This window comes from Flavobacterium flavigenum (genome assembly GCF_027111255.2).
GTDB classification, from domain to species: Bacteria; Bacteroidota; Bacteroidia; order Flavobacteriales; family Flavobacteriaceae; genus Flavobacterium; species Flavobacterium flavigenum.
Map to the genome: position 1 here is coordinate 3,271,669 of NZ_CP114285.2, position 25,836 is coordinate 3,297,504.

The 25,836-nt window shown below is 34.3% G+C and carries 23 protein-coding genes and 3 tRNA genes; 9 read left to right on the forward strand and 17 right to left on the reverse strand.

Annotated features, from left to right (window positions below; all coding sequences use genetic code 11):
• Positions 1–56: 56 nt before the first annotated feature.
• The 9 genes from hflX to OZP09_RS13495 all read right to left on the reverse strand — a co-directional run bounded on the left by hflX (position 57) and on the right by OZP09_RS13495 (position 11,933).
• Positions 57–1,286, reverse strand: a complete 1,230-nt coding sequence (hflX, locus tag OZP09_RS13455; RefSeq protein ID WP_269234250.1) for a GTPase HflX — start codon at positions 1,284–1,286, stop codon at positions 57–59.
• Between the two features lie 161 nt (positions 1,287–1,447).
• Positions 1,448–2,311 carry a hypothetical protein gene (locus OZP09_RS13460; protein WP_269234251.1) on the reverse strand — a complete coding sequence of 288 codons (864 nt, stop codon included), beginning with the start codon at positions 2,309–2,311 and terminating at the stop codon, positions 1,448–1,450.
• Between the two features lie 136 nt (positions 2,312–2,447).
• Positions 2,448–3,797, reverse strand: coding sequence for a DUF5689 domain-containing protein (locus tag OZP09_RS13465; protein ID WP_269234252.1), 1,350 nt, complete (start codon positions 3,795–3,797; stop codon positions 2,448–2,450).
• 19 nt (positions 3,798–3,816) lie between these two features.
• Positions 3,817–6,654, reverse strand: a complete 2,838-nt coding sequence (locus tag OZP09_RS13470; RefSeq protein WP_281309523.1) for a carboxypeptidase-like regulatory domain-containing protein — start codon at positions 6,652–6,654, stop codon at positions 3,817–3,819.
• Positions 6,655–6,955: 301 nt separating this feature from the next.
• A complete protein-coding gene (locus OZP09_RS13475; protein WP_269234254.1) occupies positions 6,956–8,173 on the reverse strand; it encodes an MFS transporter in 1,218 nt (405 codons plus the stop codon).
• Between the two features lie 111 nt (positions 8,174–8,284).
• Complete coding sequence (locus OZP09_RS13480) at positions 8,285–8,848, reverse strand: DUF4256 domain-containing protein (RefSeq protein WP_269234255.1); 564 nt, start codon at positions 8,846–8,848, stop codon at positions 8,285–8,287.
• Between the two features lie 15 nt (positions 8,849–8,863).
• Entirely contained in the window at positions 8,864–9,904 is a 1,041-nt protein-coding gene (locus OZP09_RS13485) for a Gfo/Idh/MocA family oxidoreductase (RefSeq protein ID WP_281309524.1), read from the reverse strand.
• 187 nt (positions 9,905–10,091) lie between these two features.
• Positions 10,092–11,162, reverse strand: coding sequence for an NADH:flavin oxidoreductase/NADH oxidase (locus OZP09_RS13490; RefSeq protein WP_269234257.1), 1,071 nt, complete (start codon positions 11,160–11,162; stop codon positions 10,092–10,094).
• A 138-nt stretch (positions 11,163–11,300) separates the two neighbouring features.
• Positions 11,301–11,933: an ATP-binding cassette domain-containing protein gene (locus OZP09_RS13495; protein WP_269234258.1), complete on the reverse strand. Its 633-nt coding sequence runs from the start codon at positions 11,931–11,933 to the stop codon at positions 11,301–11,303.
• 1,144 nt (positions 11,934–13,077) lie between these two features.
• On the opposite strand from OZP09_RS13495, the gene rseP reads away from it, so the two are divergent.
• The 3 genes from rseP (at position 13,078) to OZP09_RS13510 (ending at position 14,690) form a co-directional block, all read left to right on the forward strand.
• A complete protein-coding gene (gene rseP / locus OZP09_RS13500; protein WP_269234259.1) occupies positions 13,078–14,418 on the forward strand; it encodes an RIP metalloprotease RseP in 1,341 nt (446 codons plus the stop codon).
• 86 nt (positions 14,419–14,504) lie between these two features.
• Positions 14,505–14,578: transfer RNA gene (locus OZP09_RS13505), tRNA-Asn, on the forward strand.
• Positions 14,579–14,616: 38 nt separating this feature from the next.
• A tRNA-Asn gene (locus OZP09_RS13510) sits at positions 14,617–14,690 on the forward strand.
• A gap of 49 nt (positions 14,691–14,739) precedes the next feature.
• On the opposite strand, the gene OZP09_RS13515 is transcribed toward OZP09_RS13510, so the two are convergent.
• A complete protein-coding gene (locus tag OZP09_RS13515) occupies positions 14,740–15,429 on the reverse strand; it encodes a hypothetical protein (RefSeq protein ID WP_269234260.1) in 690 nt (229 codons plus the stop codon).
• Positions 15,430–15,694: 265 nt separating this feature from the next.
• A tRNA-Leu gene (locus OZP09_RS13520) sits at positions 15,695–15,774 on the reverse strand.
• A gap of 283 nt (positions 15,775–16,057) precedes the next feature.
• On the opposite strand from OZP09_RS13520, the gene OZP09_RS13525 reads away from it, so the two are divergent.
• Positions 16,058–16,999 carry a ribose-phosphate pyrophosphokinase gene (locus OZP09_RS13525; RefSeq protein ID WP_269234262.1) on the forward strand — a complete coding sequence of 314 codons (942 nt, stop codon included), beginning with the start codon at positions 16,058–16,060 and terminating at the stop codon, positions 16,997–16,999.
• A gap of 52 nt (positions 17,000–17,051) precedes the next feature.
• Positions 17,052–17,663, forward strand: a complete 612-nt coding sequence (locus OZP09_RS13530) for a 50S ribosomal protein L25/general stress protein Ctc (RefSeq protein ID WP_269234264.1) — start codon at positions 17,052–17,054, stop codon at positions 17,661–17,663.
• 160 nt (positions 17,664–17,823) lie between these two features.
• Here OZP09_RS13530 and OZP09_RS13535 read toward each other — a convergent pair whose 3' ends face one another.
• Positions 17,824–17,961, reverse strand: a complete 138-nt coding sequence (locus tag OZP09_RS13535; RefSeq protein ID WP_281309525.1) for a hypothetical protein — start codon at positions 17,959–17,961, stop codon at positions 17,824–17,826.
• Positions 17,962–18,124: 163 nt separating this feature from the next.
• Between OZP09_RS13535 and pth the strand changes: the two genes are divergently transcribed.
• Positions 18,125–18,802 carry an aminoacyl-tRNA hydrolase gene (gene pth, locus OZP09_RS13540; RefSeq protein WP_269234267.1) on the forward strand — a complete coding sequence of 226 codons (678 nt, stop codon included), beginning with the start codon at positions 18,125–18,127 and terminating at the stop codon, positions 18,800–18,802.
• Between the two features lie 136 nt (positions 18,803–18,938).
• A complete protein-coding gene (locus tag OZP09_RS13545; protein WP_269234269.1) occupies positions 18,939–19,547 on the forward strand; it encodes a superoxide dismutase in 609 nt (202 codons plus the stop codon).
• A 433-nt stretch (positions 19,548–19,980) separates the two neighbouring features.
• On the opposite strand, the gene OZP09_RS13550 is transcribed toward OZP09_RS13545, so the two are convergent.
• Positions 19,981–21,879 carry an amidophosphoribosyltransferase gene (locus OZP09_RS13550; protein WP_269234271.1) on the reverse strand — a complete coding sequence of 633 codons (1,899 nt, stop codon included), beginning with the start codon at positions 21,877–21,879 and terminating at the stop codon, positions 19,981–19,983.
• A gap of 79 nt (positions 21,880–21,958) precedes the next feature.
• Positions 21,959–22,882 carry a PfkB family carbohydrate kinase gene (locus OZP09_RS13555; protein WP_269234273.1) on the reverse strand — a complete coding sequence of 308 codons (924 nt, stop codon included), beginning with the start codon at positions 22,880–22,882 and terminating at the stop codon, positions 21,959–21,961.
• A 230-nt stretch (positions 22,883–23,112) separates the two neighbouring features.
• On the opposite strand from OZP09_RS13555, the gene OZP09_RS13560 reads away from it, so the two are divergent.
• Positions 23,113–23,691, forward strand: a complete 579-nt coding sequence (locus tag OZP09_RS13560) for a hypothetical protein (RefSeq protein WP_281309526.1) — start codon at positions 23,113–23,115, stop codon at positions 23,689–23,691.
• A gap of 1 nt (position 23,692) precedes the next feature.
• Here OZP09_RS13560 and OZP09_RS13565 read toward each other — a convergent pair whose 3' ends face one another.
• Together OZP09_RS13565 and OZP09_RS13570 are read right to left on the reverse strand one after the other, a co-directional pair.
• Positions 23,693–24,097: a hypothetical protein gene (locus tag OZP09_RS13565; RefSeq protein ID WP_269234275.1), complete on the reverse strand. Its 405-nt coding sequence runs from the start codon at positions 24,095–24,097 to the stop codon at positions 23,693–23,695.
• Positions 24,081–24,668 (reverse strand): RNA polymerase sigma factor, encoded by a 588-nt coding sequence (locus tag OZP09_RS13570; RefSeq protein ID WP_281309527.1) that lies wholly within the window; start codon positions 24,666–24,668, stop codon positions 24,081–24,083. Before OZP09_RS13570 ends, OZP09_RS13565 begins: the two co-directional genes overlap by 17 nt.
• A gap of 206 nt (positions 24,669–24,874) precedes the next feature.
• On the opposite strand from OZP09_RS13570, the gene OZP09_RS13575 reads away from it, so the two are divergent.
• On the forward strand, positions 24,875–25,225 hold the full coding sequence (locus tag OZP09_RS13575) for a DUF6249 domain-containing protein (RefSeq protein WP_281309528.1): 351 nt from the start codon (positions 24,875–24,877) through the stop codon (positions 25,223–25,225).
• 58 nt (positions 25,226–25,283) lie between these two features.
• On the opposite strand, the gene rnhA is transcribed toward OZP09_RS13575, so the two are convergent.
• Positions 25,284–25,763, reverse strand: a complete 480-nt coding sequence (gene rnhA, locus OZP09_RS13580) for a ribonuclease HI (protein ID WP_269234277.1) — start codon at positions 25,761–25,763, stop codon at positions 25,284–25,286.
• Positions 25,764–25,836: the final 73 nt, after the last annotated feature.

Here is a 25,836-nt window from a genome sequence, read left to right on the forward strand (position 1 = left end):
TAAAAAATCCCTTTTGAAAGCCAAAGGGATTTTTTGTATTTAATTTTTTCAGAGATTTATTCCTCTTCCTTCTCAACTGCATCCTTATAATCCGGATACAGGAATTTATTATAAGGAAATCTGGTAATGTGAATCTGGCGGACCGCTTCATACACGATTTCTCTGAATTCTTCGAAGTTTTCTTTTTGAGTTGCAGATATAAATAAAGCTTTATCCTGACCTACATTACTCATCCAGGTTTGTTTCCATTCGTCAAGCGTGTAATGTCTTCTGGTTTTTTCAGTAATCAGATCATCTTCGTCAATGGTCAGATGTTTGTAGGCATCAATTTTATTAAAAACCATAATTGTTGGTTTGTCATTACTCTTGATTTCCAACAAGGTCTGATTTACAGATTCGATATGGTCTTCAAAATCCGGGTGCGAAATATCTACGACATGTAATAATAAATCGGCTTCGCGAACTTCATCAAGCGTACTTTTAAAAGAATCTACCAGTTGAGTTGGCAGTTTTCGAATAAAACCTACAGTGTCCGAAAGCAAAAAAGGAAGGTTTTTAATCACCACTTTTCGTACTGTAGTGTCTAGAGTTGCGAATAGTTTATTTTCGACAAAAACATCACTTTTTCCAATCGCATTCATCAAAGTTGATTTTCCCACATTCGTATAACCAACTAAGGCAACCCGTACCATAGCGCCGCGATTGCTGCGCTGAATACTCATTTGTTTATCAATGGTTTTGATTTTATCTTTCAGCAATGAAATACGGTCACGAACGATACGCCTGTCGGTTTCAATCTCTGTTTCTCCAGGACCACGCATACCAATACCTCCTTTTTGACGCTCAAGGTGTGTCCACAAACCTGAAAGTCTTGGCAATAAATATTGGCACTGCGCCAGTTCAACCTGAGTTCTTGCATAGGATGTTTCGGCTCTTTGCGCAAAAATATCCAGAATTAAATTCGTTCTGTCAAGGATTTTGCAGTCAATAATTCGTGAAATATTCTTTTGCTGTGAAGGAGTTAATTCATCATCAAAAATAACAGTCGATATGGCATTTTCTTTTACAAAAAGATTGATTTCATCTATTTTTCCCGTACCCACAAAAGTCTTAGGGTTTGGTCGTTCCATTTTTTGCGAAAAGCGTTTAATCACTTCTCCGCCGGCCGTAAAAGTTAAAAACTCCAGTTCGTCCAGATATTCTTGTAGTTTCTCTTCATTTTGATTTTGAGTCACAATACCAACAATGGCTGTTCTTTCAAAATTTATTATTTCTTTTTCTAACATAGCTTGGAATAAGCTGCAAATTTAATGATTTGTAAATAGAATACTTATAGAATTTAGTTTTTAAGTTCTATTTAAGAAATTGTTATAGTCTGTAAAAAATAAAAACCATTTAGAAATTTACTTTTCTAAATGGTTTTAAAGGATATCAGAGAATAGGGTTTTTATTCGTAAATAAAAGTTTTCTCCGTTTTTACAATTCCGTTTTCTTCAATTTGAGAGCACGATATCGGGAAATTCAGTTTGTTGTATTTGTACTTTCTGCTTACAGCGACCAACGCTGTTGAAGTAGGACTAAAGTTAACTTCATTATTATACGATATAGATTCGAAGCTAAATTCATTTTCATGATACGAAATCATGGGTACAATAATTTTGTAATTATCGCCAAATAAATTCTGGACGATTAACTGATCTACCGATTTTTTATCATCAAAAGTATAGGTTTTGGATATTTTGTCTCCTACCAAACCTTTGTGTTTTGATACATTGTCGTTCACATACACATATTCAATTTTACCGATAATGGCTTTGTTTCTGTCACGTGAGGTACGTCTGACGATAATACCGTTCTCAACAATATATTCAATATCTTCAAGCACATTCTGATGGTTGGTACTTTTCTTTGTTATGGCTTTAATCCTTGCTCCATCGTAATTAAAAGTAACCGTTTTGGTTATATAATCATTACCTTCATGATACTTATTTACAAATTTTGTAATGTTGTTGTCTGCGTCATAAGTATAATTGGTAACTTCTTTCCAGTCACTTCCTATCTTATCTTTTACAGTCATATCCAGTAATCCGTTTTTGTTATAAAAGAATTTCTGAATAACATCTGAGGTAGTGATGGTTTCGATTTTTCCATCTTTAAAAACAACCGTTTTGTTTACAATTTCACCGTCTTTAGAATTTTGATAATTTGTTTTTACGATGTTAATCTGTTTCAATCGAACCGGATTGTCCTGACTGTGCAGCAAACCGGTAGAAACCATTGCAAGAATGGCTAGCAGGTAAATTTTTTTCATAAGAAGTTTTAATTTGGGATGACCAAAATACAAAATTCTATTAAATTTTAACAATCAAACAACTGAAAAACACAATAATTAGATTTTTATTACCATTTTATTATTGTAAGTCATTGGATTATATTGTTTTCGAAACTTATTTTTCTCCAAACATTTTTACATCATCAACCATAAATGCTCCATTAAGAGTTTTATCTTTTCCTGATCCGGTATATTTAAATGCAATATTGACATTTCCTGAATAAGCAGATAGGTCAATTCCTCCTGAACTAATAAACTGGCGTGTTGGCGTAGAAAGTGATGCTATTTTGGCATTTAATTTTATCCAGGTGGCTTTATCTACTTCTGATCCGTCAAAATTAGTTGAGATATAAACTTCTAAACCATTCAAAGGCGAATCAACTTTTAAGTCATGTTGCGCACTTCTAAAAGAAAATACCGTATTTTTATAATTCGTCAAATTAATTTTCGGGGTTATAAGCCAGGCAACATTCTCTGCTGCTGTCGTGCTGGTGGTATTAAACTCGGCATATCCGTTTCCGGCAGTAACCATAGTTCTCCATAATTTTGAAGCTTTCTCTACAATATTGCTCCAGTCTGGTAATGCGAAATTGACATTATTTGTAACCGTTTGAAAATCTTCAGTAAAAAACGGAACATTACTTTTTCCATCCATGACGACATCTTTTTCAGAGCGGACCATTAACTGATAATCGGAACCATATTTGGTTAAAATTCCGCGCACTTTTCCGCTTCCCTCCGGAACTAAATGGGTCGAAAAATCGGCAAAACTGCTCGTCCTGAAAATAATCTGATTTCCGGATTTGTCTCTTAATCCCCAATTCGTAGATCCTCCAACATTATTAGCTTCTTCAAAATAATGACGGCCAATAGCCGCTTCCAAAAACTGGACATCTGATAATTCTATAAGTGTGTTGAGCTTACTGTCCTCCAAAGCTTCTTCAATAGAAATTGAATTCACTAATTCATCTTCATTCATTATCGTACATGATGCATGTAATACATTTTTATAATCATTTTGCGAAATTCTTCCAACAGATGCTGTTCCCGAACTGCCTTCATATAAACTTCCAATCCGCATTCCGCCGTAAAATAAATCGGTAAACTGATCTTTTAATTTTATATAGACTTTATTTCCAATACGGTAATCAATGTAAGTATTTGTCGCATCCACAGCAACACTAAAACCTACAGACGGTTTGGTTTCTGTTGCTAAAGTCTGAAGATACAGGATTTTGAAAAAATTTCCGTTTTCGTCGCTTGAAACTACATACGCTTCAATTACATCATCATAAACATATTTTGTAGCGGTAATTGTAGCGGTTTTAAGGACATCATGAACTGTTCTGTTCACCGTAAAATCAGGTTGTGTGCATTCTAATTTTGGAACAGCCACATCTTCACTGCAATTGCAAAAAAGCAATACAAATACTATCGAAATAAGGTTTTTATAGTTGTTTTTCATTTGGAAAAAGTTTTTTTAATTATAAACTGATTGTCAGGTTTACGAAATAAGTTCTCCCATAGCCATAAAAATATTTTGGCGCGAAAGAAGGCGTTCCGCTGGAGACATCCTGATTCAATTCTCTAAAATTTGAATTTCTTGCCTGTTCAAATCCGCCTGTTTTATACTTAAAATCAAGGACATTATTAATGCTGGCAAAAAGCCCTATTGTAGTCTTATAAATACGCCAGGATTTTCCGCCGGTCATATTTAAGAGCGATACCGGGTTTAATTTTTCCTGTTTAAGCAGCGTTTTGGTTCGTTCTTCTGAAGCTTCCGGAAAATTGAAACCACTTGCCGGATTGATATAAAATCGTGATGTTCTTGTAATTGGAGAAACATCGATGTAACGGTCTGTGATGTAATTAATATTAGCAGAAAACCACCAGAATTTAGGATCATGATATTCCATTCCCAATGAAAATGCCTGCTGTGGCATTCCGGATTGCTTGTAATTTTTGAGTAATGATTGGCCAAAATCAAAAGTTGTTTCCGCATCAGCAATGGCCGCATTTGCATCGTTGGTGATAGAAACATTTGGATTGCTGTTATAAATGTAACTTCCGTAAGCAGCTGAAAAGACAGTTTTAAGAGTAGACGAAACTGGATATTCCAGACTTAACTCAGCACCAATGTTTTTCTTGTCTAAGTTGGTTAATGTTTGACTTACAAAGGCATCCGTATTATCATAGCCGGCTCCATCGTCAAATATTCCTTCTGCATAAAAGAAGGATGTTTTTGTTGTATTTTTTATCAAGGCATAATAACCGGAAATACGCATTTTAAGTTTTGGTGAGTGGTAAACATAATTGATATCAGCACTGCTTAAGGTTTCATTTTCGATTCCGTTTACAATTGAATTGTTTAGCCTTGAATTAGAAAAAGTATTTCGGAGGGAAGGTGCTTTGGTTTGATACATTCCACTAAAAAACAACCATTGCTTTCCTGAAATTTTATAGTTAAGTCCGCCTTTGAATCCGAAATTTTCAAAATTTACTTTTTGGCTTTTGCCAAATGAACTTTCCGGATAAATACCATTTTGATACAAACCTTCTCTCTGGTATTTTGAAGTAGAAAATGAATTTCCCAGATAAAAGTCTACTTTTTTATACACAAATCTAAACTGCGTAAAAGCTTCTACTGTGGTAGCATAAAAATTAAAATTATAACCATAACGATCACCTGTTTTTACCTGGCGATCCGGGTTTTTTAAATCCGACTGCGACTGATCTCCTTTATAAAATGAATCAATATCGTCAAAGTAGGCACCGCCTAATAAATCCAGCAGATTCTGAAAATTGTGTGATTTTAGATTCTTAAAAAGTATTCCGCCGCTAAAAAATATATTTTCTGAAAGCTGCGCGTTGAGGTTTGAATTTAAAGCTAATGTTTTGTCATCGGTTCTGTCTTCATACAAAACATAATTACTTTTTGAAGGTTCGTATCCTGTAATGCTTCCTTCAGAATTGGTTATAGGTTTCTGATTCGCTCTGTACATTGAATCCCAGTTGATTTGCGAATTTTGTGAAAATAATGTTTTGCTTATTACTGCATTTTCATAATCAGGAGTAAATGCTCCTGAAAATTCTCCCTTGTCAGCCGAATAAAGGGAGGTAAAATAACTCGGCAATTTTCTGTAATAAGTGGGGTCAGGACTGTCTGCGTTTTGAAAATCAATATTGCTGTTACCCACTTTTCCAAATTGGTACATAATGGAAGATGTGAGGTTAGTATGGTCATTAATTTTAAAATAATGATTGAGCATGAGCAAAGGTTCTTCGACGTTTTTTACTCTTGCATTTCGTTTTTCGCCACTTTGATATCCCCAATACGAGTTGTATTGCTCCGATTTTAAATTAATAATTTCATCAGTATTTGGCGAATTTTTTCCACGTGCATTTGGTGTAAAAAAACCGGTAAAATTTAAAGAATGTTTCGGATTTAATTTTTTCTCAATACTTATAAAAAAAGAGTTCGCATTATAATTTGTTCCTTCAAAATAACCTTCGTCAGCCCAGCGTTTTCCAACCGAAAAAACATAAGCCCAGCCGGAAGATTGCATGCCCGAAGCATAAGTAATCATGGTTCTCCAGTTGTAATTGGTATTGGTTCCTGAAAAAGACATCCGGATTCCCTTTCTATAGGCTGATGCCTGGGTGAAGATTTGCTGTGTGCCTAAAATCCCTCCAAAAGTATAGTCAGAAGGAGCAGGGCCAATGGTAAATTCCTGATTTCTGAGAACATCATTTAATCCTCCCCAATTATTCCACTGGGGTCTTCCATCGTAAATTTTATTCATTTTAACGCCATTAAGCATCATCGTTGCGTTTTCGCTGTCTAATCCGCGGAGGCTAAATCTTGCTTGTCCCCAATTGAATGCTGCTGCCTGCAAAAAAGCATCTTTTGAAGATTGCAAAAGTCCGGAGGTAGTTTCTGATGAAGTGTTGTCTTCGTTCAGGTCGCTTTCTAAAAGTGAAATAATGGTGGTTTGAAGATTTTCGATTTGATCTTCTTCTAATAATAAGATGCCGAGATTTACTTTTTGACCAGCATTCGTATTTACTTTCAGAAGCAGATCCCTGTAACCCTGACTGTGTATTAAAAGCAGTTGCTCGCCGGGCAATGCAGTATGTAATTCGAAAGTTCCATCATTTTTGGTCAGCTGCATTAAAGCTGAATTTTGGATACTAACGACTACATTTTCTAAAGGATTCTGAGTTTTAGAATCCATAACACGCCCTGAAAAAATAGTTTCTTTTTGGGCTGAAGCAATTTTAAAAATAAAAAGGAGTATAAGAACGAGTAATTTTTTGTGCATGTAAACCGAATTAATTAAAAAAACCCTCTTCTTTTTTACAAGAAAAGGGTATAAATCTTTTTTGACTGAAACTTTTGAATTCAGAAAATTTCAGTCAAAAAAATCAAATTGAGTTTGGAAATGCAAATGTTTGAAAGTAGATAATTAGTGGTATTTCAATTTTCCAAACAAATAATAAGTTTATATTAGGTCTGAATTATATTACAAAGGTAAAACAAAAAATGTTTTTATTTCTTTTTTCCTATTAAAATATTTCAGAAATCGAAAATATTTTGTGTAAGCAGTAATTGATAATTTAGATTTACGCCGATACTTTTATTTTCGAAGCCATAAAAGCGATCAAAACGCCAAATATTCCGATAAAGGCAAAGGAAAACTGAAGTCCGAAGGTTTCTGCAATATATCCAATAACAGGAGGTCCCATAAGAAATCCAAGAAAGCTGACACTTGAAACAATAGTTAGGGCTTCTCCGGCAGAAACACTCTCATTTTTACCGGCAAGGCTATAAACGGTAGGAACTATAGTAGAAACGCCCAGACCAACAATCATAAAAGCAATTGTACTAGGAATAATATACGGAAAGAAAACAGCGGTAAAAAGACCAAGTGAAATCATACAGCCACTAATTTGCATGACCCGTTTCCGGCCAAATTTATTATTCATGGCATCTCCGATAAATCTCCCGCTGGCCATCATAATCATAAAGGAAGTGTATCCTAAAATTACCAAGGCACCCGGCGCTTTTACGATATCTTTAAAATAAATACCGCTCCAGTCAAACATGACACCTTCGCTTGCCATGCTGCAAAAGCCAATTATACCCAGCCATAATAAAGAACTATCGGGTCTGGTAAATAATTTTTTGCCTTCTTTTTTGGGTTTGATTTTTTCTTTTGCCTTAACTAAAAATTTAAAATTAAAAACAATCATTACTACTACAATAGCAGCAACAATTAAAAAATGCTGATACGGATTTAGGTGAAGAGACAGCATTCCTAAACCTACCAATGCACCTGTAAATCCTGCAAAACTCCACATGCCATGAAAAGAAGACATGATGTTTTTTTTGAAAAGTGTTTCGGTGTAAACTCCCTGAGTATTTACGGCAATGTTGGCTAAATTCCCGAATATGCCAAAAGTAAATAATCCCATCGAAAGCTGAAACGCACTTGCAGCCAGACCTAAATTGGTCAGACTGAAAACGTACATAATTAAAGAGAAAATCAAAATGCGGTGACTCCCAAATTTGGTTACCATTTTTCCCGAAAAAGGCATAACGATCAATTGCCCGACAGGAAGTGCAAAAAGCACAGAACCTAATTCGGCTTCACTTAAATGTAAAGCCGTTTTAATATCCGGAATTCTGCTTGCCCAGGTGGCAAAACTTAAACCCATTCCAAAATAAAGCATGCTAACGGCAAAACGAATTCTTTTTAAATAGGAAGCTTTTGCCTCACGATAGACTTTTTTAATTTTTCCTTTGGTCTGGAATAAAGCTAATGGATTGAAATCTATCACAGAAATGCATTTTAAATTTGAAGATACAAAGGTATAGAATTCCTATTTTAAAGATAAAGAACAGCGAATTGTTTATTAAATATACAACGTTATTGTTTATAAATTGTGAATTTAAACACTTAACGCTCCCCGAAAACCTCTTGCCGCATAATATGACTGGGCACTATTGTGATACACAAATACTGTATTGTAACGAAAATCAGCAAAAAGGGCGCCGCCAAGTTTTCTGATTTCAGCAGGGGTTTTGATCCAGCTTGACGTTTTTTCGTCAAATTTTCCAAGCTGCTGTAATGCCCTGTATTGTTCTTCATCGAATAGTTCAATACCCATTATAGCAGCCATGTCAATAACATTATTCTCAGGCTTATATTCTTTTCTGGATTCCTGGGCTTCGTTATCGTAACAAAGACTTCTCCGTCCTTTTGGACTTTCAGCCGAGCAGTCATAAAAAATATATTCGTTTGTTTTTTCATCGAAAGAAACCACATCCGGTTCACCTCCGGTTTTCTCCATTTCATTCAGAGACCATAATTTTTCAGGATTGGATTCCAGCTTTATTTGTACAGTATCCCAATCCAGATTTTGGTGACGGCTTTTGTTTTTTTCAAAACGGTTTTTTAGGGTTTTAAGCAGCTGTTCACGCTCTTCAGGTAACAATTCTTTTTTGTTTTTCATGCCTGGATGTTTGAATTACAAATCAATAACTTTTCTCTGCAGGTTGCTCGCAATTGCGGCTTCAATAACCTGCATTACTTTTACGCCATCCTGAGCCGTAACAGGTTCTGGTTTATTATTAGTAATGGCATCATAAACACCATCAAAATATTCAAAATAATTACCCTGAAGTGTTTTGATTTTTTCGCGGATTGGTTTTCCGTCAATTTCGGTATGCAGGATTCCTTCAAAATCGTCTAATTCTGTTCCCCAGGATTCCCGGTTTGGTTTTTTTCCTATTTTAAGTTCGTCTTCCTGCACATCACCGCGCTGTTTTAAGAAAGAACCTTTTTTTCCATGAATAGTGTAGGAAGGATGGGCTTCTCTCACAAAATAGCCAGCTTTTAACCGCACCCTGAAATCTTCATAAATCAATAACAAATCGATCCAGTCATCTACTACTGTATTTTCCCTCGTATAGCGAATATCTGCAAAAACCGATTTTGGCGAACCAAACAGACAAACAGCCTGATCGATTAAATGCGGACCTAAATCTTTAAGGATTCCGGCTCCGTCGTTTACAGTTTCTTTATGCAGTTTCGGGCTTAATACCGGATTGTATCTGTCAAAATGAAATTCGGCTTCGACAAGATCTCCTAAAACACCGTCATTGATTACTTTCTGAATCGTTTTAAAATCGCTGTCCCATCTTCTGTTCTGGAAAACGGCAAGCTTCAAACCTTTTTCTTTAGCGATTTGAGCCAGTTCTTCGGCTTCAGCTGCGGTTGTCGTAAATGCTTTTTCAACAACGGCATGTTTCCCTGCCAAAAGTACTTTTTTAGCATATTCAAAATGTGTCCCAACGGGTGTGTTTACAATAACTAAATCCACATCATCGGCTAATAAGTCATCAATTGAAGGATAACTTTTTACCCCTGGATAATCTTCCTGAATCAGTTTTTTGCTTCTTTCCCAGGAACCTAATAATTCAAAACCGGGATGAAGATTCAAAAAAGGAGCGTGAAAAACTTTTCCCGACATTCCGTATGATAAAAGTGCTGTTTTTATTTTTTGCATTTTTGTATATAATTATTTTTTGCCACAGATTAAAATGATTTGCACAGATTAATTTTTTCTTTCGCCACGAATTACAAAAATTTACACGAATTATATTTTTATTATTTGAAAAAAAATAGGGAAAATTTGTGTAATTCGGGGCAACAGAAAAATCTTTTTTAATCCATATAATCTGTGGCTATATTATTTAATTTTTAGCTCTTTCGTATTGTTTTGGCCATTGAACATCATTGTTCAATTCTCTCGCAAAATCCAAAGGCATGTTCGGATTTCTGAGTGATTCTCTGGCAAATAAAATCAAATCAGCCTGACCATTATTCAAAATTTCTTCGGCTTGTTGTGCTTCTGTTATCAAACCAACTGCTCCGGTTAATATGTCGGCTTCTTTTTTTACTTTTTCTGCAAATGGAACCTGATAACCCGGTCCAAGTGTGATTTTTTGATGAGAAACCAATCCGCCGGATGAAACATCGATTAAATCTACTCCTTTTCCTTTTAATAGTTGCGAAAGCTGTACAGATTCTTCCGGGTTCCAACCGTCTTCTGCCCAGTCTGTAGCAGAAATTCGAACGAATAAGGGCAAATTTGAAGGCCACTCTGTCTGAACGGCTTCAACGATTTCTAATGTAAAACGGATTCTGTTTTCGAAACTTCCACCATATTCATCGGTTCTGATATTCGTTAAAGGCGACAAAAACTGATGTAATAAATAACCGTGTGCGGCATGGATTTCGAGAACCTGATAACCGGCTTCAACGGCTCTTTTAGCAGCAGCTTTAAAATCAGAAATTACTTTTTGTATTCCGTTTTTATCCAAAGCTTCAGGAAGAAACGGCTCGTTTTCATGATACGGAACGGCACTTGGCGCAACAGTCTGCCATCCGCCATGAGCGAAATCTAACTTTTTATTTCCTTCCCACGGGGCAGAAACACTTGCTTTTCTCCCGGCATGCGCCAGTTGAATTCCCGGAATTGAATGCTGAGAAACAATAAACGCATTGATTTGTTTTAGTTTTTCAATATGCTCATCTTTCCAGATTCCAAGATCAGAAGGAGAAATTCTTCCGTCAGTCGATACCGCAGTAGCTTCCTGAATAATCAATGCGGCGCCTCCGCTGGCACGGCTTCCTAAATGAACCAGATGCCAGTCGTTTGCAAATCCGTCAACTGAAGAATACTGGCACATGGGCGAAATGACGATCCTGTTTTTTAAAGTGATGTTTTTTATAGTAAGCGGTGAAAATAATAGTGAAGCCATAGCGATGTAACTTTTAATGTGTTTGAGCTAGCAATTGGTTAAAGTCATGAAAAAGTAAAGTTAAAGCATCTTCTTAAAAATAGAAATCCAAATGTTTGTTAATTACAAATATTTTCAACAAAATAGTGCTTTACAGCATTACCTGAAAAGCTTATCTTCTATTTCGGAAAAATCATCCTTATCAAATTCAGTAATTTTCTTGTCTTTCAGTAGAAAAATTTTATCACACTCTTTATAAAGAATTTCCAAAATATGGGATGAAATAAAGATAATGCTTGTATTTGAAATTTCCCTAATATAGTTCATTAATAAATAATTCGATTCTAAATCCAATCCATTAAAAGGTTCGTCTAAGATATAAATCGGAAATTTTTTTTGAAAGACGGCATTTAAATAGGTTTTCTTTTTCATTCCTGTAGAAAATCCGCGGATTAACTGCTTTTCCGGGACTTCAAATATTTTATTAAAAATGGGTGTATTCAGATCTAACAAATGTGCATAAAAGTCATAAAATTCTTTGGCGGTAAGTTCGTCATAAATTGGAGGTTCCGTTGGCGCCCAGCCAGCATTTTGAAGTAAAAGTTTTTCATGATTAAGAAAGCAACTTCCTTTAAATTGTTCAAGACCTAAAATGCATTTAAAAAATGTCGTTTTCCCTTGACCATTTTTACCAGCCACTCCATAAATTCCAGGCTTTTCAATCTTAATTTTTATATCTTCTAATATAGACACATTGCCGTATTTTTTTTGATCAATTTGAATGGTCAGCATATTTAATGGCTTTTAAATTTTTAATGGCTTTTTTATACATAAAAGGGATTGCTACTAGTGGTATTCCAAACAGAAAAAAGATAGAGGGAACAAATAGTGCAAAAACAATTTGGTGAGTTAAATTATTATGGAAATGTATATATTTTAAAATTATGTTTAGAGCCGGAGGGATAAAAACGATTCCGAATAACAGCAACTGCTCCCATTGCTGTAAGAAACAAAGCACTATAAAAACTGGAATTATAATATAAAAGGTATTGATTATTTGGTTCTTTAATTGGAACCATAAATATTTTTCGGCTTTAAAAGGATTACGTTTTATTTCTTCTGTTTTTTCTCTCTCAAAAGAGGGCAGACAACCAATTAGAGCTAAAATCAGTATAACAAAATAAATTAGATTTTCATTTTCATATTCAGATGCAGCATAAATTAAGAACGCTAAAAATGGAAATAGATAGATTAATTTGTATTGCCTGAAACAGATGTGCCAATAGACATTAAATAAATGAAAAGGATATCGAATGGTTTTAGAATTTGATTTTGGTGTGTGTATTAAAAGGATATTGAATATAAAAATAGCCGCAATGAGCAGGAATTCTTTTTTGAATAATAAAACCAAATGAAATGGGAGGGAATAAATGAGGTATTCTAAAAATATTATGACCTTGTAATTTTTCTTCAATTTCAGAATTTCGATATCAGATCTTTGCAAATGATAACCGACAATATCAAAAAAAAATAATAAAATATAATTTTGGAAGTATGTATAGTTTTTAAAAACAATGAAAGCTGTAGTAAAATAAAGCAGTATAATTAAAAATATGGCAATATTGTCATCTTTAGAAACAAGTTTTCTAAAACGAATAATAAATAAATACTGTAAAATTTTTATCAATGCTCTTAGGGTTTATAGTTTCACAAATATTTGTAATGTAAAATAGTTGTAATTCAGTATAAATAACCTTACTACATATTTGTAACATAAAATGGCAATACGTTACTAATAAAAATAATCTAAAATTTAAAATATTAAGACAACAGCAATTATTAACAAACATTTAAAGCCTTATGTATTATATTGCGCTCTCAAATTAAAATAGAAAACGTTACTTTTGTGCGTTAAATTACGAACTAAAATTACAAAATGGATATAGTTATCAAACTCTCTCAATTTCTATTGAGTTTATCTTTACTTATTATTCTTCACGAATTAGGGCATTTTATTCCTGCTAAATTATTTAAAACAAGAGTCGAAAAATTCTACTTATTTTTTGATGTAAAATATTCTTTATTCAAAAAACAAATTGGCGAAACGGTTTACGGTATCGGATGGCTTCCGCTTGGGGGCTATGTGAAAATCTCCGGAATGATTGATGAAAGTATGGACAAGGAGCAAATGGCACTGCCTCCACAACCTTGGGAATTTCGTTCCAAACCGGCATGGCAGCGTTTAATTATCATGTTGGGCGGTGTTACGGTAAACTTTATCCTGGCTTTTATCATATATATAGGTATGGCATATGCATATGGTGATACTTATGTTGCAAATGCTGATTTGAAAGACGGTGTTTGGATAACGAATCCCGCACTTGAAAAAGCGGGAATAAAAACAGGAGATAAAATAATTTCAATAGATGGTCATAAAATTGAGAATTTTGATGATGATACCAATTTAAAGGTAGTTATGGCCAAAGAAATTTTGATCGAAAGAAATGGGCAACAACAAGCAATCAAAATACCTACAGATTTTATTGATGACCTCTCAAAGCATGAGAAAAGTTTATTGATTAGACCAAGAATGCCTTTTGTTATAGGAAGTGTTCAGGCTGATTCACCAAATACTTCACTTAAACCAAAAGATTTGCTTATCACATTAAATGGTCAAGAAGCTAAATATTACGATCAGGCTAAAGTAATTTTAAATGCAAACAAAGGAAAAACAATTCCTGCAGTTGTTTTGCGTGATTTAAAACAAACTCCAATTACGGTTAAGGTTTCTGACAAAGGAACATTAGGTGTAGTTTCAGGAGGTTTAGATATCAAATCATTAGAAAAATTGGGCTATTATAAAATTAGCACCAAAGAATATAGTCTTGCTGAATCTATTCCGGTCGGACTAGAAAAAGGGAAAAACAAGTTGGTAGATTACGGGAAACAACTGAAAATGATTTTTAATCCTGAAACAAAGGCGTACAAACAAGTTGGTGGCTTTGCAGCAATTTATAACATTTTTCCGGATTCATGGAGCTGGGAAGCGTTCTGGTCAATCACTGCTTTATTGTCAATTATGTTGGGTGTAATGAATTTATTGCCAATTCCGGCACTTGACGGAGGTCATGTGATGTTTTTATTATACGAAATCATTAGTGGTAAAAAACCGAGCGATAAATTCCTTGAAAACGCCCAAATGGTTGGTTTCGTTCTACTTATCACACTGCTTTTGTTTGCTAACGGAAACGACATTTACAAGGCAATTGTCAAGTAGAAAAAATATTTTTTAAAAAGAGTTAAAATATTTTTGAGAAACTAAAAAATCATCTATATTTGCACTCGCTAAAAAGAGCAACAACTTCCTCCTTAGCTCAGTTGGTTAGAGCATCTGACTGTTAATCAGAGGGTCCTTGGTTCGAGCCCAAGAGGGGGAGCAACTTTTTTTAGCAAACATATTGACCTTTAAGGTGATTCCTCCTTAGCTCAGTTGGTTAGAGCATCTGACTGTTAATCAGAGGGTCCTTGGTTCGAGCCCAAGAGGGGGAGCAAAAAAGACTATCAGAAATGATGGTCTTTTTTTTGTTTCGGACCTATTCTATTTTTTGGTCATTGCAAGAGTTGTATTTTTACTTTCAAAGAGTTTTGTTATTTCTTCTGATTTTTCTGGCTGGTTGATTGCTTTTAGGGATTTGGCACATCGTAAATAAAATACTGGTTCTGAATTTTCTTCAACACTAAATAATTCCAGGTAGTATTTGGCGGCAGCTTCGAAATTATTTTCAAAATAAAATTTATCGGCAACCTTTTTAAGCATGTCTGCAGATTTGTAGCCTTTGTCCAGAACATTTGCATATGTACTTAAGATATCTACGGTTATAGATTTTTTGCTTTGTGTGGGAACTGTGGTCTGGATTGTAATGGGTTGAATGGTTTTATCGGTTTCAATTATTACAGTTTTTGTGGGTGTTATAGGTTTCGTTTCTTTAACGTATGCCTTTTTGTATATTGCGGTTACCGTTATGGTGTTGTTAGATCCCGGATCGTAGGCATTAACCATGTTGAGTTTTGAGACTTCGTATGTTGTGATTCTATTTTTTTCGATAGCAAGGTTAATTACTTGTTCTACACAATACGATTCTATAACAAGATCTTCTTTGGACTTGTCGTCAAACTTTAATGGTGCTTTACGAACGTCTGGATTGGTGATTACCTGACTTACCTGACCAAAACAATTCAATGAAAAAACACCTGCAAATACTATAAAATGTATTGTATGGGTTTTCATGATAATTAAAATAAAGTTGAGAGCTGTATTGAAATTATATAGTAAAGGTATTTATTATGTTTTGTTTGTATTTGTTTTGACGCTTAACTGTTATTAAAGTCGTTTAAAATGCTGCATTTGAGGTATGGAATGTGTTCTTTTTTAAAATAAAATTTTCGAACCAGTAAAATGAATGAGGTAATTGAGGTTTTAACTAAGGATAGTAGGAGTTCAGAAGTGCTTAAAAAAGAAAAAGCCGTCAAAAATGACAGCTTTTCCGTTAATGTACCCGGAGCCGGAGTCGAACCGGCACGGTTTCCCACAGGTGTTTGAGACCAGCGCGTCTACCAATTCCGCCATCCGGGCTTAGCAGACGAAAAACAATCAGAATTTGATTATTTTAACGCAATAGAATAAGCTATAATAGGCTTATTCCTTTAACACGGTGCAAATGTAAAAAATAAAATTAAAAGTTCTACTAAAAATACTCGAAAATTTCCTTTCAGTCTCCAATAAATTTTCTAAATTTGCACCTCGTTAAAACGAAGCACACACAACTAACTACATCCGAGGCAGATACAGGAATTTGGCTAAAAAATAAATTTAGCCGGAACTCCGCAGAAACCAAGGAATAAAACAACAAATTATAATGTCGCACCTAGAACCAGAAGCTAAAATTTTTGCTTGTTCACAAAGTGTTTATCTTGCAGAAAAAATTGCAAAAGAGTACGGAATTCCGTTAGGAAAAGTAACGATGTCAACGTATAGCGATGGTGAATTCCAACCGTCTTACGAAGAGTCAATAAGAGGTTTGCGGGTTTTTATCGTTTGTTCAACTTTTCCAACAGCCGATAATTTGATGGAATTGTTATTGATGATTGATGCTGCAAAACGTGCATCTGCAAGACATATTACAGCTGTAATGCCTTATTTTGGCTGGGCAAGACAGGATAGAAAAGACAAGCCAAGAGTTCCGATTGGAGCAAAATTAGTAGCAAATCTATTAAGTGCTGCGGGAGCGACAAGAGTAATGACGATGGATTTGCACGCAGACCAGATCCAGGGCTTCTTTGAAAAACCGGTAGATCATTTATTTGCTTCAACCATCTTTTTACCTTATGTAGAAAGTTTAGGCCTTGAAAATTTAACGATTGCATCACCGGACATGGGAGGTTCAAAAAGAGCCTATGCATATTCTAAGTTTTTAGAATCTGATGTAGTTATCTGTTATAAACAAAGAAAAGCAGCCAATGTTATCGATACTATGGAGCTGATTGGTGATGTAAAAGGACGTAATGTAGTCTTAGTGGATGATATGATCGATACAGGAGGTACTTTAGCGAAAGCTGCAGATCTTATGATCGAAAAAGGAGCGTTAAGCGTAAGAGCAATTTGTACGCACCCAATATTATCAGGAGGGGCATACGAGAAAATTGAAAACTCGAAACTAACAGAATTAATCGTTACAGATTCAATTCCGTTAAAAAAAGAATCAAAGAAAATCAGAGTAGTGAGTTGTGCACCTCTTTTTGCAGAAGTTATGCACATGGTGCACCACAACAATTCCATAAGTGGAAAATTTATAATGTAGTTTAACTACATAACGAATTAGAATATTTTTTTAATAACTATATTTTTTTACAATGAAATCAATTACAATTAAAGGATCAGAAAGAGAAAGCGTGGGCAAAGTGTCAACTAAAGCCTTACGTAATGCTGGAGCGGTTCCTTGCGTGTTATACGGAGGAAATCAGGCAGTACACTTCTCAGCAGAAGCTGCGGCTTTCAAAAACTTGGTTTACACTCCAAACGCACACACAGTTGTGATTGAGCTTGGAAAAGGAAAATCATTCAATGCAATTTTGCAGGACATCCAGGTTCACCCTGTAACTGACAAAATTTTACACATCGACTTCTTCCAGTTATTTGATGACAAAGAAATCACAATGGAAGTTCCTGTGAAAATCGTTGGTACATCTAAAGGTGTTCTTGCGGGAGGTGTTTTACGTTTAAACACTCGTAAATTAAAAGTAAAAGCTTTGCCTAAAAATCTTCCTGATTTTGTTGAAGCTGATATCACGCCACTTGAAATGGGTAACAAATTATATGTTACTAAAGTTGGTGCTCCGGAATACAAAATTATGCACCCGGACAACACGGTTGTAGCTCAGGTAAGAATTTCTCGTGCTGCTATGAAAGCTGCTCAGGAAGCTGCAAAAGCTGCAAAAGCGCCTGCAAAAGGAAAGAAAAAATAATTTTTTTTCAATCATACAAAAAGCATCAATCGAAAGGTTGGTGCTTTTTTTGTTTTAAAGGTTCTGAGTTGCTAAGGCTCTAAGTTTCCATATGTCAGGATGAGCAAAGTCAAACGTTGCGCAAAAAAATAATTGCTTAATTCCCACATTCCCAAATTATCTAATTGTTTTTTAAGAGCAGAAATTTCAGGTTTTTCAAGACGTGACGTTCCTGCCATCCGCTAAATCTTTTCCCGGCTAAAGAAGCCGGAAAAAGGATACCGCTGCTGTCAGGGCTAGCCAGAAATATCTTTTTCATAAGTTTTTAGGATTGAAAAAAATCTGCTTCATCTGCAAAATCTGCGGGAACCCTTTTATAGCGAATTTTGATTAAATAAGCCATGCAGAAATCAATTATCTAATTTTCAAATTATCTAATTGACACATTTCCTAATTCCCCAATTAACCTTACTTTTGCAAACATGATAAAATGGATAAATAGCCTGTTTTCATCAACATCAAAAGAAGAGAACAAAGAAGATAACATCAAAGCAGAGGTTCACGAACACCAAAAAAATAATATAAAAAGCGTGAGTAAAAAATATTTAATCGTAGGATTAGGAAATATCGGAGCCGAATATGTAAATACAAGACATAACATCGGATTCAAAGTTTTGGATTTTTTAGCCAGAAAGGAAAGCCTTTCTTTCGAAACCGTAAAATTAGGAGCTTTAGCTGAGTATAAGTTTAAGGGAAGAACATTGTTGCTGCTTAAGCCAAATACGTACATGAACCTTAGCGGTAAGGCCGTAAAATACTGGATGGACAAAGAAAATATTCCGTTAGAAAATATTCTGGTCATTACAGATGATTTAAACTTATCTTTCGGAACCATCCGAATCAAGCCAAAAGGAAGCGACGGAGGTCACAACGGACTTAAAAACATAAATCTTGCGTTAAATACACAGCAATATACCCGTTTTAGGTTTGGCATCAGTGATCAGTTCAAAAAAGGACAACAGGTCGATTATGTTTTAGGGGAATGGGATGAAGAAGAAAAAGCAAAATTACCGGAAAGATTAGAAGTTGCGTCTGAAATTATAAAATCTTTCGGTACGGCAGGATTAGAAAATACAATGACAACTTTTAACGGAAAATAAAGATTTACAAGTATTTATGCCTTAAAAAGCCAAATTATCAATTAATTAAATTGAATTATAACGAAATAGTATTTTCTATTACAAAGTTAAATGTTTAAATTTGGATAAATTAATATAAATCATAAAATCATATATCATGGCTTTTGAATTACCACAATTACCTTATGCATATGACGCATTAGAACCACATATTGATGCGCGTACAATGGAAATCCACCATACTAAACATCATAATGCATACACAACAAACCTAAATGCTGCCATTGCAGGAACAGATTTAGAAGGAAAAACAATTGAAAATATCTTAATCAACTTAGATAAATCAAACGCTGCAGTTCGTAACAATGGCGGAGGTTTTTACAACCACAATTTATTCTGGACTGTGATGTCTCCAAATGGAGGCGGATTGCCAACAGGCGATTTGTTAGCTGCAATTGAGGCTTCTTTTGGAACTTTCGAAGAGTTTAAAGCGAAATTTGCTAAAGCCGGAGCAACACAATTTGGTTCTGGATGGGCTTGGTTATGTGTTCAAAAAGGAGGAAAATTAGAAGTTTGCGGAACTCCTAATCAGGACAACCCATTAATGCCGGAAGTTGGCTGCGGTGGAACTCCAATTTTAGGAATGGATGTTTGGGAGCATGCTTACTATTTAAACTACCAAAACAGAAGACCAGATTATATTGAAGCTTTCTTCAGTGTAATCAACTGGACAGAAGTGGCAAGGAGATTTGCTTTAGAAAAGTAATCTTTTTTCAAATAAAAATAAAACCCGATTAGTTCATTTTGAATTAATCGGGTTTTATTTATTGTTACATTCGGATTAAAGGCAATAATATCCGATTAAATTATTTGAAGATTTTTTCTGTTTTTTGACCAAATCTACTTTAAAATTCAATTTATTCAAAATTGGAAGATTGGAAAACTCGATATGGGTATATTATTTTTTTCAACAATCAGGATGAACGGCAATAAATATCCGATTAAATGATTGTTTTTTTAACTTAAGTTTATTCCAATAAAAAAGGTGAGATTTCTCCCACCTTTTTTGCCCCAAATCTACCATAAACTTAACCTACTAATGTTATGGTCTCTCAAAGATATATCAGCATTGCAGTTTTCCCAAAAAAAAAGGATGAAATGCAAAAAAATCCGATGAAATGCATTTTTTAACTTTTTATTTAGTATGCCCTTGCGTTTTTTCCTTCATAAAAGTTAATAAATGCTCTGTTTACCACACGATTTCCGCCTGGTGTTGGATAATCTCCGGTGAAATACCAATCTCCAAGATTTTTCGGACAGGCAATATGTAGATCATCTACTTTTTGGAATATAATTTTCACTTCAGCATTAATCTCAGGAGAACTTAACATTTCTGCAATCCTGTCTGAAATTTCTTCCGGTGTAAATTGATTATAAATTGCGGTTACATAATTTACAATATCGGTATCAGCAAAATTTTCCTGAGCTTTACATTTAGCATATACTTCATCAACTATGTGATATAAATTTCTTTCCTTCAGTAAATCTAAAGCAGCTCTAAAAGCAACAAGACCTTCTAGTTTTGCCATATCAATTCCATAACAATCCGGGTAACGAATTTGTGGGGCAGAAGAAACAATCACAATACGTTTTGGTTTCAATCGATCCATCATTTTAATGATACTCATTTTTAATGTCGTACCACGAACAATACTATCGTCAATAATTACCAGATTATCTTCGGGCTTAATTACTCCGTAAGTAACATCGTAAACGTGAGCTACTAAATCATCACGACTGCTGTCTTCTGTAATAAAAGTTCTGAGTTTAGCATCCTTTATGGCAACTTTTTCTGTACGTATTTTTACAGAAAGCAATTCCTGGAGGGTTTCGGCTGTAAGTGTATTTCTGTTTTCTAAGATATAATTGTTTTTTCTCTGATTTAAGAAATCCTGAGCCGCTTCAACTAAACCATAAAAAGAGGTTTCAGCTGTATTTGGTATGTAAGAGAAAACAGTATTATCTGTATCATTGTCAATTGCTTTAAGGACAGCAGGTAAAATTAATTTACCTAAATTTTTACGCTCCTGGTAAATTTCAGCATCGCTTCCTCTTGAAAAATATATTCTTTCGAACGAACAGGCCTTTTTAACCGTTGGTTCTAAAATTTGTTTCATTGAAACGTTTCCGTTTTTCTTGATGATCAGAGCATTCCCCGGATCGATTTCCTGAACACTTTCGAAAGGAACATTAAATACAGTCTGAATAACAGGCCTTTCAGAAGCTACAACAACTACTTCGTCATCCTGATAGAAATAAGCCGGACGAATCCCTGCCGGATCTCTAAATACAAAAGCATCTCCATGACCTAATAATCCGGCCATAGCATAACCTCCATCTAAATTTTTAGCTGAACGGGCTAAGATTTTAGCAATATCCAAACGCTCTGCAATTACCGGTGAAGCTTCTCTTTTTGAATAGCCTTCTGCTTTACAGTCCTGATATAATTGCATTACTTCTTTATCCAGAAAGTGACCAATTTTTTCCATTACAGTAACAGTATCGGCCATTTCTTTTGGATGCTGACCCAGTTCAACCAGATTTTGGAAAAGCTCTTTAACATTCGTCATATTAAAGTTTCCTGCCAAAATCAGATTACGGTGCATCCAGTTGCTTTGACGTAAAAAAGGGTGAACGCTTTCGATGCTGTTTTTTCCGAAAGTTCCATAACGAACATGTCCTAAAAACAATTCCCCAACATAAGGAATACTTGTTTTTAATTCTTTCATATTATCCCCTAGTTCAGGATTTGCTTTCAGTTCTTCACTGATACGATCATTGATTTGTTTAAAAACGTCCTGTATAGGCTGTGAGTGGTTTGAACGAACCCTGCTGATGTAACGTTCGCCAGGTTCTACATCTAATTTGATGCTTGCAAAACCGGCACCATCCTGACCACGGTTGTGCTGTTTTTCCATCATCAAATACATCTTCTGGATTCCGTAAAAAGCAGTTCCGTATTTCTCTTTGTAATATTCAAGCGGTTTAAGAAGTCTGACTAAGGCTATACCACATTCGTGTTTTAAAGCGTCGCTCATTTTGTTTTGTATTTGTGTTGTTGTAAGTTGTGTGTATTAACGTAATAAAAAAGCCCCGTTTTATCGAGGCTCTTAGGCATTATATTTCTATGTCAAACTGAGTTAACGACTTAAATTGCTGTAATCGAATCGCTACTTCTGCTTTACTTAATGTTTCCATCCTCTCTGTTCCAAATTTTTCTACGCAGAACGAAGCTAAATTTGAACCGTAAATAATTGCGTTTTTCATGTTTCCGAAAGAGATGTTTTCGCTTTGCGCAATAAAGCCAGAGAAACCGCCTGCAAAAGTATCTCCAGCTCCTGTTGGGTCAAAAACTTCTTCTAAAGGTAAAGCCGGTGCAAAGAAAACTTCTCTGTTATGGAATAAAAGTGCGCCGTGTTCTCCTTTTTTGATCACCACGTATTTTGGTCCCATTTCCTGGATTTTAGCAGCAGCTTTTACTAATGAATATTCACCTGAGAGCTGTCTTGCTTCTTCGTCATTAATTGTGATGACATCCACACGCTTAATAACGTCTAATAATTCTGGAAGAGCGCAGTCCATCCAGAAGTTCATGGTGTCTAAAACCACTAGCTTTGGTTTTTTCTCCATTTGATCCAAAACACTGCTTTGTACTAATGGATGTAAATTTCCTAACATCACCACATCAGCATCTTTAAAGTTTTGAGGAACTTTTGGCTGAAAATCAGCTAAAACGTTCAACTCAGTTACCAGTGTGTCTCTTGAATTCAGATCGTTGTGATATAAGCCGCTCCAGAAAAAGGTTTTTCCTCCTTTTACAATTTCGATACCAGAGATATCAATATTTTTTGAAGTCAATAAATCTAAATGCTTTTGAGGAAAATCGTCGCCAACTACAGAAACTATGGCCGATTGCAGGTTGAAAAAGGATGCTGATAAACCAATGTATGTTGCAGCACCGCCTAATATTTTGTCTGTTTTTCCGAAAGGAGTTTCAATCGCGTCGAAAGCAACTGTTCCAACAATCAATAATTTATTCATTTTATGAATTTCGAATTTAAGGTGCAAAGATACTTTATAAGTTACAATATTGCAACGGTTTGTAATCTCAAAGTTTTCATAAAATAATAACGATGATTTCTAAGTAAAACTCTTGTAAATGAATTGGTTAAAATTGTTTTTCTGAAGGCTTATAATAGGTTTTCCGGATTTAAAATGCAACTTATATTTTGTAAATATTTTTAATTAGATTTGTTTATATATGATTTTATATGATGAATAAAATTTTGACTTTATTGTTGTTTTGCTTTTTGTTTTCCTGCGAAAAAAAAGAGCCTGCTTTTTCTAAAGAAATGATTGAAATCTTATCAGAACGAGGAGAGTTAAAAAATAATACGGAATCATTACCACCACCTCCAATATCATTTTCAGATGTATATCTTTTGACAAATAACGATGAAGTTGTTATACTAAATGAAAATGAATTGTTTTTCTTTTACAAAAAAGATTATTATACAAAGTTTAAATCTTTTAAAGAATTTTTAAATGCTGTTTTGAATAATGGATTCGTAGTAGAAAAAAAAATGTTTAAACATCCAAATTATCCTAGACGATTTAAATTAAACTCCAAAATCAAGAAAGAATATTCAGATTTAGGATTTCATGAATTTTTAAAGAAGTATTCTAAATTATCAAGTAGAAAAGTAGCTTTAGAACTTAATAAATCAATTATAAAATCAGAAGAATATCTTACAATAACTTATCTGTTGTATAAAAATAAATATGACATGAGCAGAGATTGTTATCTTGGTAAAGATTATGTTGAAAAAAGAGTAGATGCGTTTAGATAATTTACACCTGATACTTTTTGTCAAAATAATTCTTCAAAACCCCAACCTGAACCAAAACCATAAAAGGAATTATTAAAATAGCATACAGGATATTTTTAGAAAAATGAACTCCGGTGAATACTGAAGTAATTTTGTTAGAATATAATTTTCCGATTTCGTCAATTTTAAGAGTGCTTTCGGAAACTGAAAAAAGAGAAGTGTAAACCACTAATAGAGCTAAAGCGATTCCGATTGAAACCCAGACCGATTTAGAAATCAATGGTTTGTATGTTTTTTGTTTTTTCTCTTCCAAAATTAGAACTTTCGCCATTATTTTAGAAGTAAAATCTATTGATGGTGACTGCAGTTTTTCTTCAGCCATTATTTTATCAATAAGGTTTTCTAAGTTTTTATCGCTCTCTTTCATAACATTGTATTGTTTCTGGTTCTAACTGCTGTCTCAAAATTACGGCTAATTTCTGTCGGCACCTGAATAATTTTACCTTGACATTATTAGCATTAATATTCATGATTTTTCCAATTTCTTCTAAACTCTGATCTTCAAAATAAAATAAAGTCAACAGGAAATTTTCTTCACTTGGTAACAAATTTAAACAATTTTGAATGGTTTGCTTCCGCTCTTTGTCTTCTAAAGCGCTCAAAGCATTGTCCATCGTTTTGATTAAATGAGCGGAAAATTCATCTATCGAAATATTGTTGTCCTCTTTTTTATTTTTTTTCAGACGATCTAAACAGGTGTTGTAAGCGATTTTATAAATCCAGGTCGAAAATTTAGAATCCCCCTTAAACTTGCCTAAAGAATTATATATTTTGATAAAAGTATCCTGAGCAACTTCTTCTGCTTCTTCTCTGTTTTTAACCATTTTCAGCGCCAAAGTAAAAATCATGTCTTTATAACGATCAACCAGCACGGCAAATGAATTTGTTTCGCCCTGCAGAATTCTATCAATATAATGTTGATCGCTTATTGTACTCATATTATATAGGACGACAATTTGTCTTCAAAGGTTACATCGAATTTATAAAAAAATAAAATTCCAATATTAAAATTGCTTCACCAGAGTCCAAACACCACTTTTATATATATAATAGGTATAGAATTTGGAATTTATTCCTAAATTCTTGTAACCTTAATTTAAAAGGTGTCGTCCTATGGAGTATCAATCAATTAAAATATAAAATTATGAATGCAGAAATTTTAATCCCAATCACTTTTTTTCTGATGATTTTCGGAATCGTATACCTTATTTATTCAACACGAAACAGAGAACGATTAGCACTTATTGAAAAAGGTGTCGATGCCAGTATTTTTTTAGAAGGAAAAAATAGAGGTGTTCCGGCATGGAAAGTATTTGTTGTGAATCTGGCTTTCTTATTAATAGGAAGCGGTGTCGGAATTTTTATTGCGTTATTAATCACAACATATACCTCTTTAGAAGATGATGTGGTTTATCCTTCCATTATCTTTATAATGTCGGGAGTTGGCTTATTGGTAGGATTTGGAACTGCTAAAGATTTAGATAAAGAGCAATAAAAATTTTAAATTAGTATTAAAAACGTATCGGGATTTGATTTTCGATACGTTTTTAATTTTATATCAGTTTTGAATCGGTTGTTTCATAAAAAGAATCTACAGAAAGCTTTGGTTGCATCGATGCCATTACGGCCAGTTGGTCACAGCGTTCGTTTTGAGGGTGATTGTTGTGGCCTTTAATCCATTTAAAATTGACCTGATGTTTGCGGTAAATAATTAAAAACCGTTTCCAGAGATCCGCATTTTTTCTTCCAGCAAAACCTTTTTTCTCCCAGCCTAAAACCCATTTTTTTTCAACAGAATCTACCACATATTTAGAATCCGAAATTACAAGGACTTTCATGTTTGGCTTTTTGAGTTTTTCTAATCCCACAATTACAGCCAGAAGTTCCATTCTGTTATTAGTAGTGAGACGAAAACCTTCGTAGAATTCTTTTTTATGCGGAGTCCCAACGAGTTCCATTACTACCCCGTAACCTCCATTTCCTGGATTTCCTTTTGCGGCACCGTCTGTATATATATGTACTTCGTGATTCATTTAGACATCTTAGATATTAGAATTTAGATTTTTCAGATTTGGATTTTCAGACTCTTAAAATCTAAGAAGTCTA